Origin of the sequence: Treponema sp., from assembly GCF_051883275.1 — a bacterium.
Lineage (GTDB): Bacteria > Spirochaetota > Spirochaetia > Treponematales > Treponemataceae > Treponema_D.
On record NZ_JBJETK010000003.1, the window covers coordinates 1 to 8,166 of the forward strand.

Below are 8,166 nucleotides of genomic sequence, written 5' to 3' on the forward strand. Positions count from 1 at the left end.
CGTGCGCCGCCGTAAAGACACTTCCTGCAAGAAAAATTGACATCAGTTTTTTCATTTTCACACCTCAGAAAAAAATATACTTTCTTCCAGGCATTATGTAAAATACTTATTTTCTATTGCTAATTATGCACTTTTTGCATACACGCTGAACTTAACGCAGGCGCTTTTTCTTTTCTTCTGCGCCGTTCTTCGTAACGTCATCATTCTCCCGTGAACTTGAACAAAAGAAAGTGATTCCGAAATTCTTATAATGTAATATGCAGTAATTAGATAAAGGTTGTAATGAATTTTATACGACATATTTGCAGTATAAGAGATTTACAACGGATACGGCGAATATTTGTCAGGCGGTCCCATTTGGAGCGCATATTTGACAGGTAATAGTCAAAAAAACAAAATTTAGATATAATTCCGTATATGAAACCTTTGATAAAATATCGAGGTGGGAAATCGAAGGAGATTCCTAACATTGAAAAGCAAATACCTCAATTTACCGGACGATATATAGAGCCCTTTTTTGGAGGCGGAGCCTTATATTTTCATCTTGAACCACAAAAAGCAATTATAAACGATATTAATTCTAAACTCATTGGTTTCTATAATGGCGTTAAGAACGATTATTCTAACCTTCGCAAAGAATTAGATGAAGTAGAAAAAATATATGAAGAAAACCGACATGATTTCGATGAACTAAAAAAACTTCACCCTGCAGAACATGTAGAAGATAAAAACGAAGATTTTTATTATCAAATTCGTGATATGTACAATGGGTTATCTGAAAAAAGATATTCAGATGCCCTGATTTATTTTTTCATAAATAAAACAGCCTACTCTGGAATGATACGATATAATGCTAAAGGTGAATTTAATGTGCCTTTTGGGCGGTATCAGCATTTAAATACGTCTTTAGTTTCACTAGAACATTCAAATCTACTTTCAAGTACAAAAATATATAATAAAGACTACAAAGAAATCTTTGACATGACAAGAGCAGATGATTTTGTATTTTTAGACCCCCCTTATGATTGTGTTTTTTCTGATTACGGAAACGAAGAGTATAAAAATGGTTTTAATGATGATTCTCACAGAAAACTAGCACAGGATTTTAAGAATCTCGGTTGTAAGGCTTTAATGGTTATAGGCAAAACACCCCTTACAGAAGAGTTATATGGAAATATGATTGTTGATGAGTATGCAAAAAAATATGCAGTAAATATTCGCAATAGATTCAAGGCAGCTGCAAATCATATTTTGGTTGCAAATTACAAGGAATAAAAATGGCAAAATCCATAGACAGCAAAGTGTTGTTTATCACAACATCACCAAGAACGCCAGAGAAAATGATTCCTGAAATTAATCTTTTGAGTAAAAATTTTGAAGGCGAAAAATGGAATACAGAAACACAGATTGCCTTTATGGAACTTTTGAGAAATGAAAATTTTTTCAATGGTTCAGGGAATAATGATCCGGCATTCAGTGCAAGAGATAGAATAAATCGTGCACCAAAAGCACTCGGTTTTATTTTGCTTGAGCCGACAATCAAATTAACAGAAGCTGGAAAAACTTTAATTTCTGCCAAACGTAAAGAAGAAGTATTCCTACGACAGCTTCTTAAATTTCAAATTCCTTCGCCATATCATACACCGAGTGAAAAAGCGGCTGATTTCTATGTAAAGCCATATCTTGAAATTTTGAGATTGATTTATACGCTTGGAACACTCAAATTTGATGAACTTATGATATTTGGATTACAGCTTACAGATTATCGAAAATTTAATACTATTGTTAGAAAAATAGAACAATTCCGAATCAACTGTGGAAAAACACCAAAGAAATATCGGGAATTCAAATACTACACTCAAATAAACGAATTACAGGAAATTTATAGTTTTGAACTGGCGAAAGGTGAAACATCAACCCGAGAAAGCAATGTTGCAACTGCAAAGAAATTCTTGCAAACTAAAGCAAGCAATATGCATGATTACGCAGATGCATGCATTAGATATTTAAGAGCAACGGGGCTTATTTCTATTTCTCACATAGGGCGTTCGCTTTCTATCCTTTCTGAGAAAAAGGCAGATGTTGAATTCATTCTGAATAATATTTCTCGTGAACCAATTTTTGTTGATGACAAAGAAAAATATCTTGATTATTTGGGAAATCCTGAATTTCCAAAACTTCTTACTGATGATAAATTAGCTTTGATTCAGAAAATAAATGAAGAAAGTTCAGCTGAAAAAGTTAGTGAAACAGCAACAATACAAGAACTTAAAGACAAACTTGATGATTTGATTATAACCAAAAAAGAAAAACTCATACAAACACAAGTTGCAGAAATTAAAAATTACAAAGAATATGATGATATTCAAAATACTTTTACTCAAATTGAAGAAAATGATATATATGATCCTTCTTTAATTTTGGAATGGAATGTTTGGCGTGGTATGACAATGCTTGATGGCGGTAACATAAAGGCTAATCTGAAATTTGACGATTTTGGAAAGCCGATGTCTACAGCACAAGGAAATATGGCAGATATTGTTTGTGATTATGAGAAATTTGGCTTAACAGTAGAAGTTACTATGGCAAGTGGTCAGAAACAGTATGAAATGGAAGGAGAACCTGTTTCCAGACATTTGGCAAAATTCAAAAAAGAAACAGGAAAAGAGGCATATTGTTTATTTGTTGCTCCAACTATAAACGAGGCTTGTATTGCTCATTTCTATGGTTTACACAACTTAAACATTTCGTATTATGGAGGTAAATCTGTTATAGTGCCCTTGCCATTAAATGTGTTCACGAAGATGTTGGAAGACTCTTTTAAAGCATCATATACACCAAATCCTGAACAAATAAAATCTTTCTTTGAATATTCTCGTACTGTAGCTTCTACAAGTCATAGTGAACAAGAATGGTACAACAAAGTAGTAGAAAAAGCATTGAATTGGCTAGAATAAAAAAAGGCATCTTGTGGAATATAAAATTTGAGAGCTTGGAACAACAGTTTTGCTACTTGTTAGAAAAATCATAAAAAGTATTCACTTATATCTCCGTATAAAATGAAATTTTTATTTTATGAACGCGTTAGGCAATGGAAGGGCAGCCGAAGGCTGTTGCTGTAGTGGAGCGAAGCGCAACGAAAGCAATGAAGCGACAGCGGAACCCTGGAACTGCCGACGGCTTTAGCCGGAACGCCCTGATTATTTTAAAACTTCATCAAAATATTTTTTTACTTCTGAAGCCGATGCCGAAGAACTGAAACGAGTTCCTTTCCGCCAGTCTGCCGTTTTTGAGCCGACTTTCTGTAAATCTGCAGGAGTTCGTCCGAGACCGCTTCCGCCAGAAGTACAAATTGGAACGACTTTTTTTCCGCTCAAATCGACGCTTTCAACAAAGGTGTAGATGATTTTTGGCGCGTTGTACCACCAGATTGGAAAGGCGATGATTACAGTGTCATAGGGCGAAACGGCGATTTTGTTTTTGATTTCAGAGCGGGCAGAAGGATCGTTGCATTCAACGGTAGAACGGCTTTTTTTGTCTGTCCAGTCCAAATCCGAAGATGTGTACGGAACTTTCGGTTCGATTTCAACAATGTCTGCACCGAGCGCAGATGCCACTGTCTGAGAAAGCCTTTTTGTATTTCCTGTTGCACTGAAATATGCCACCAGAGTTTTTGCATTCACATTTGCCATAAAAAGACCTCCTATCAAAATTGCGAATACAAGTTTTTTCATAATTTCCCCCATAAGATTTTTTCTATTTTGTAAAATTGATTTTTTCTCGGCTTTTTCCTTCGCGCAAAATGCCGGTTATTTTTGTATCTGTGAAAGTGCCGATTTCTACTGCCTGCGACGGCGAAATGTTCTGGTCGGCAAACACGAGCGAAAGTGCGGTGTACTGAATGTTGTAGTAGACGTGCCCTGCCTTGTACTTTTCTGTCCTTTTGTCAGTATCGCTGATTTTTAGCGGAAGAACTGTGTAATATTCAAAGCCACCGAATTTCACCATTTCGCCGGCATTTTCGCTGTTCAGAGGCAAAAGGGAAACAAACTGTTCTGCCGCAGATGTGTCTGAAAGGCGGATTTCGTATTTTTTGCCGCCAAATTCCATATACACTGTTTCTGTCTTTCCGTCCGCCTTGCTTTGCGAAAATGCACAGGATAAAGATGATATTGCAACGACTGCCGTCAGCACCTTAAAAAAATGATTTTTCATTTTATTTTCCCTGTTATCTTCTCTGATTTTTTTGTATTTTTGCGATAAAATCGTCTATTTCAGGCTGTTTTGTTACAAGACTTCCTGCCTTTGCCCTTGTGCCGAACTGAATTTCCTGCGTTGCAAATACATCTGCCCCTGTGCAGAGTGCGCTCATATCTTTGATGACTGTTCCCGGCCAGCCTGCATGGGTGCAGAAAAGGGCGACTTTTTTCCCTGAAAAATCCGAGCTGCTCATAAACGTAAGCACTGGCGAAGCCATTTTGTACCACCAGGTTGGAGTTCCGATTATAATCGTGTCGTAGTCTGAAAGGCTGACTTTAAGCGGCTTTATTTCGGGCTTGAAGTTTCTTGCAACGTCGCGCTTTGCCTTGTCCACGACTTCATCATAATTATCTGAATACGGAACGACAGGTTCAATTTCTGCAATGTCCGCGCCGGTCTTTTTCTGAATTTCCTGCGCAATTCTCCGAGTGTTCCCTGTGTCTGAATAAGAGTAGTACACGACAAGAGTTTTTGCGGCCGCATTTGCCATAAAAAGACCTCCAAGCAAAATCGTCGATAAAAGTTTTTTCATAATTACCTCCGTACGAAATTTTTTATTTTAAAAACGCGTTAGGCAATGGAAGGGCAGCCGAAGGCTGTTGCTGTAGTGGAGCGAAGCGCAACGAAAGCAATGAAGCGACAGCGGAACCCTGGAACTGCCGACGGCTTTAGCCGGAACGCCCTGATTATTTTATTTGATTTCAACAAGCCTGTAATTTCGTGAACCAAAACCGATTTTTTCCGAGATGCCTTACATACTTTCTTTTAAAATCTGAACGACATCTTCTTTTGCAAGTTTTTTGTAGCCGCCGTCAAGAATGAAAGTCGCCTCTGCAATTCCGCCGAACATTTCTTCCGTAACGCCGAGTTCTTTCAGATTCATCACAAGCCCTATTTCCTGCATCCAGTTTTTCATCGTTTCAAGACCTTCCTGTGCAATCTGAACGTCAGTTTTTCCTTCCGGGCGGATGTCAAAAACATTTTCTGCAAAGCGCACGAATTTCGGAAGTCCTGCCGAAAGCTGGGTTTTGTAGTAGGCAAGGCTCACCGCACTGAGAGTCATTCCGTGGGTTGCGTCCGTATAAGCGCCGACCGCCTGACCAATCATATGAACCATCCAGTCAGTCGCCTTTCCTTTTGCAACGAGAGTGTTCAAAGCCCAGGTTGCCGTCCACATAAGGTTTGAGCGCGCCTCGTAGTCCTCAGGGTTCTGAACAGCGATTTTTGACGAGTGAATGACAGACTTCATAAGACCTTCGCTGATGTAGTCGCTGGTGTTGTCGTCGCTGCCAGAAAAATACTGCTCGCAGATGTGATTGAAAATATCGTAAATTCCTGCAATCATCTGCCGTTTGGGAACGGTAAAAGTGAACTCAGGATTGAGGATTGCAAATTTCGGGAAAACTTCCTCGACGAACACGTGCCCGATTTTAAGTTTCTGCTCGTGATTTGTGATTACAGAGCCGCCGTTCATTTCGCTTCCAGTGCCCACCATAGTAAGCACCGCGCCCACCGGGATAATCGGATTTGCAGGCTCTTCCATTTTAAGATAGTATTTTTCCCAAACATCGCCTTCCCACAACGCCCCCACAGAAACGCCCTTTGCATAGTCGATGGTCGAACCGCCGCCGACAGCAAGAATAAAATCAACCCTTTCCGCCCGGGCAAGACGGCAGCCTTCGGCAAGTTTTTCGCTCGTAGGATTGGTCATTACACCGCCGAGTTCCACGATTTCCTTTCCGCAGTCCTTGAGCACGGAAACAACCTTGTCGTAAATTCCGTTCTTTTTGATGGAGCCTCCGCCGTAAGTCAGAAGAATTTTCTTACCGTACTTAGAAAGTTCCCCTTTAAGATTTTCAAGCGCATCTTTTCCAAAATAAAGCTTCGTCGGATTGCTGTATGAAAAATTACCGAGCATATATTCCCCCTTGCAAGACAAATATCCGTTTAGTAACGCTTTGTTGCTTATTTGCAATATACACGCCTTTTAGTTACCTGTCAATACTAAACTATAGTTTTGGTAACTTTTTGTTACTTATTAAATAAAAGGGGAAATGTAAAATTTTGGATGGATTTTGTGAGAGATAGGGAAGTATTGGCTGCTTTAAACGGTGGCAGACAAAACTGCCAGCGTTTAGTGTATGTTATACGAGTACAGTTTGTTTATTTCCTAAGACGATATGTTCTTTTTCAGAATTCTTAGCCAGAAGATAAACGCAATACTGATTCATGCTTACACCTTCTTTTTTTGAATCTTCTGCGAGAGTTTTGTGCAATGTTTTTGGGAGGCGAAGTTTGAATTGACCTGAATAAGAATCAAAACTTCCTGGTTCTGCAATTTCAGTATTTTCTTCTATTGCTGCCAAAAGCCATTCTTTTTTTGCTTCTTCTGCATTTGCGACTGCACTGGTAATTGTTTCACCACAAGTGATACAGCCTGGAAGTTCCGGATATGATGCTACATAACCTGACTCTTCTGTATCAGGAATGATTTCCAATTTATAAGGCATTTTCATGTATTCTTCCAATGTTTTCATATCAGTCCTCCCTGTTCTTCTCTTCGGCTTCTACAATTTCTTTTACCATTTTTACATAAACGACTTTTATAGGTTCATGACTTGGAATGGTAATCGGATTACAGCCTGGCTTTCTAAAAGTGTAATGACTGCTTCCGCCTTTTGGATGAAAAACCGTATAGCCATAACTTTGCAAAACTTTTTTCAGTTCTGCAAATCTCATATCCTTGTTAAGGGATTTAATTTTTTCTAACAGTTTGTCCCACTGTGCCATAATTGAATTATATATGGTGTTATATATGGTGTCAAGCAAAACTCAGGTTCTATACTTTTTAAAGCCTGTAATTCGTGACAAAATTGTTATCGGTTTTGAAAAGCATTTTCATGTATTTTTTAATTTTTCCAGTTCTCTAGTTTTAGATTCGGGATATTTTCAAAATGTTTTGTATTATTTGTTACCAGAGTTAATTCATTGTAAATTGCAGTTGCAGCAATAAGTAAATCCATATCTTCGATTCTTATGCCCTTATCAAACATTTTTGCCTTGATATCTGCAAAAACTTCCATTACGCCTTCATGTAATTTTTCAATAGGATAAATATTCCGAATATGATTTACCTTTATCATATTCTTTTGTTCATTCTGGGAACGCTTTGCACCAAATACTAATTCAGCATAAGTTATCATAGAAATAGAAATCGGAAGATTTTTATTCTCTTCAAATTTTGCTAAAACACTACTATCACCACGAAGTGCAAAAATTATTGTATCGGTATCAATCAAATATGCCATTTAATGCCTCAAATCTTGTTGAATTTATTCGTGAGCCATAAATATCATCGATGATTTCATCCGTACTTCTGGAATCTTCCCATAAACCTGCAAGTTTCAAGAATTCTTCCGTGGCATTTTTTGTTTTTACAGGAACTGAAGTAAAATAATTTTGTAAAATAGTTATAACCTGCTGACTGATAGAACGATTTTCACTTTTTGCAGCAAATTTTAACTTATCATACAGGCGGTCATCCATATCACGAACTTGTAAGATTGCCATAATATGCCTCCACCTAAAAGATATGACATGTTGAATGAAAAATCAAGCAAATTTCATTAAACAAAAAAGGGCTGTCTAATAATTATTGTCATGCTGATCTTGTTTCAGCATCTACACCGTATATAGCATAGAGATTCCGAATCAAGTTCGGAATGACACTATGAACTATACTTCTAAGACAGCCCCGTAAAATACTATAAGAATCTTTGTAAATCTTTACCTTGCTTAAAATTTAACAAACGACAATAAATATTTTTAAGAATATACTATTTCACTTCCTCATCAACACCAAACCCAATCTTTAGCAACACACTGTCATTTATTGAACAATTCCAA

11 protein-coding genes are annotated in these 8,166 nt (G+C 37.6%); 3 read left to right on the plus strand and 8 right to left on the minus strand.

Annotated elements, in window-relative coordinates; translation table 11 throughout:
* The first annotated feature begins 417 nt into the window (after nt 1-417).
* Nucleotides 418-1,275, plus strand: a complete 858-nt coding sequence (locus ACI4L0_RS00145; RefSeq protein WP_439798142.1) for a DNA adenine methylase — start codon at nt 418-420, stop codon at nt 1,273-1,275.
* Between the two features lie 2 nt (nt 1,276-1,277).
* On the plus strand, nt 1,278-2,957 hold the full coding sequence (locus ACI4L0_RS00150; RefSeq protein WP_439798143.1) for an AlwI family type II restriction endonuclease: 1,680 nt from the start codon (nt 1,278-1,280) through the stop codon (nt 2,955-2,957).
* A 243-nt stretch (nt 2,958-3,200) separates the two neighbouring features.
* On the opposite strand, the gene ACI4L0_RS00155 is transcribed toward ACI4L0_RS00150, so the two are convergent.
* Genes ACI4L0_RS00155 through ACI4L0_RS00165 form a run of 3 tightly spaced genes read right to left on the minus strand, consistent with a single transcriptional unit; the run spans nt 3,201 to nt 4,792 of the window.
* Nucleotides 3,201-3,734 carry a flavodoxin gene (locus ACI4L0_RS00155; RefSeq protein WP_439798144.1) on the minus strand — a complete coding sequence of 178 codons (534 nt, stop codon included), beginning with the start codon at nt 3,732-3,734 and terminating at the stop codon, nt 3,201-3,203.
* A 22-nt stretch (nt 3,735-3,756) separates the two neighbouring features.
* Nucleotides 3,757-4,215 carry a cyclophilin-like fold protein gene (locus tag ACI4L0_RS00160; protein WP_439798145.1) on the minus strand — a complete coding sequence of 153 codons (459 nt, stop codon included), beginning with the start codon at nt 4,213-4,215 and terminating at the stop codon, nt 3,757-3,759.
* Nucleotides 4,216-4,228: 13 nt separating this feature from the next.
* Nucleotides 4,229-4,792, minus strand: coding sequence for a flavodoxin (locus ACI4L0_RS00165; protein ID WP_439798146.1), 564 nt, complete (start codon nt 4,790-4,792; stop codon nt 4,229-4,231).
* A 45-nt stretch (nt 4,793-4,837) separates the two neighbouring features.
* Between ACI4L0_RS00165 and ACI4L0_RS00170 the strand changes: the two genes are divergently transcribed.
* Nucleotides 4,838-4,984 carry a hypothetical protein gene (locus ACI4L0_RS00170; RefSeq protein WP_439798147.1) on the plus strand — a complete coding sequence of 49 codons (147 nt, stop codon included), beginning with the start codon at nt 4,838-4,840 and terminating at the stop codon, nt 4,982-4,984.
* Between the two features lie 27 nt (nt 4,985-5,011).
* On the opposite strand, the gene ACI4L0_RS00175 is transcribed toward ACI4L0_RS00170, so the two are convergent.
* The 5 genes from ACI4L0_RS00175 to ACI4L0_RS00195 all read right to left on the minus strand — a co-directional run bounded on the left by ACI4L0_RS00175 (nt 5,012) and on the right by ACI4L0_RS00195 (nt 7,830).
* Nucleotides 5,012-6,178 carry an iron-containing alcohol dehydrogenase gene (locus ACI4L0_RS00175; protein WP_439798148.1) on the minus strand — a complete coding sequence of 389 codons (1,167 nt, stop codon included), beginning with the start codon at nt 6,176-6,178 and terminating at the stop codon, nt 5,012-5,014.
* Nucleotides 6,179-6,404: 226 nt separating this feature from the next.
* Complete coding sequence (locus ACI4L0_RS00180) at nt 6,405-6,797, minus strand: type II toxin-antitoxin system HicB family antitoxin (protein WP_439798149.1); 393 nt, start codon at nt 6,795-6,797, stop codon at nt 6,405-6,407.
* 1 nt (nt 6,798) lies between these two features.
* Nucleotides 6,799-7,050 carry a type II toxin-antitoxin system HicA family toxin gene (locus tag ACI4L0_RS00185; RefSeq protein WP_439798150.1) on the minus strand — a complete coding sequence of 84 codons (252 nt, stop codon included), beginning with the start codon at nt 7,048-7,050 and terminating at the stop codon, nt 6,799-6,801.
* A 119-nt stretch (nt 7,051-7,169) separates the two neighbouring features.
* Nucleotides 7,170-7,568, minus strand: a complete 399-nt coding sequence (locus ACI4L0_RS00190; RefSeq protein WP_439798151.1) for a type II toxin-antitoxin system VapC family toxin — start codon at nt 7,566-7,568, stop codon at nt 7,170-7,172.
* Entirely contained in the window at nt 7,552-7,830 is a 279-nt protein-coding gene (locus ACI4L0_RS00195) for an antitoxin (RefSeq protein WP_439798152.1), read from the minus strand. The genes ACI4L0_RS00190 and ACI4L0_RS00195 overlap by 17 nt, the downstream gene beginning before the upstream one ends.
* Nucleotides 7,831-8,166: the final 336 nt, after the last annotated feature.

What these genes read in the sequence shown, in the direction of transcription:
- ACI4L0_RS00160 (WP_439798145.1), bottom strand. Translation starts at nt 4,215, where the DNA reads ATGAAAAATCATTTTTTTAAGGTGCTGACGGCAGTCGTTGCAATATCA.
- ACI4L0_RS00170 (WP_439798147.1), top strand. Translation starts at nt 4,838, where the DNA reads ATGGAAGGGCAGCCGAAGGCTGTTGCTGTAGTGGAGCGAAGCGCAACG.
- ACI4L0_RS00185 (WP_439798150.1), bottom strand. Translation starts at nt 7,050, where the DNA reads ATGGCACAGTGGGACAAACTGTTAGAAAAAATTAAATCCCTTAACAAG.
- ACI4L0_RS00145 (WP_439798142.1), top strand. Translation starts at nt 418, where the DNA reads ATGAAACCTTTGATAAAATATCGAGGTGGGAAATCGAAGGAGATTCCT.
- ACI4L0_RS00195 (WP_439798152.1), bottom strand. Translation starts at nt 7,830, where the DNA reads ATGGCAATCTTACAAGTTCGTGATATGGATGACCGCCTGTATGATAAG.
- ACI4L0_RS00155 (WP_439798144.1), bottom strand. Translation starts at nt 3,734, where the DNA reads ATGAAAAAACTTGTATTCGCAATTTTGATAGGAGGTCTTTTTATGGCA.
- ACI4L0_RS00190 (WP_439798151.1), bottom strand. Translation starts at nt 7,568, where the DNA reads ATGGCATATTTGATTGATACCGATACAATAATTTTTGCACTTCGTGGT.
- ACI4L0_RS00150 (WP_439798143.1), top strand. Translation starts at nt 1,278, where the DNA reads ATGGCAAAATCCATAGACAGCAAAGTGTTGTTTATCACAACATCACCA.
- ACI4L0_RS00175 (WP_439798148.1), bottom strand. Translation starts at nt 6,178, where the DNA reads ATGCTCGGTAATTTTTCATACAGCAATCCGACGAAGCTTTATTTTGGA.
- ACI4L0_RS00165 (WP_439798146.1), bottom strand. Translation starts at nt 4,792, where the DNA reads ATGAAAAAACTTTTATCGACGATTTTGCTTGGAGGTCTTTTTATGGCA.
- ACI4L0_RS00180 (WP_439798149.1), bottom strand. Translation starts at nt 6,797, where the DNA reads ATGAAAACATTGGAAGAATACATGAAAATGCCTTATAAATTGGAAATC.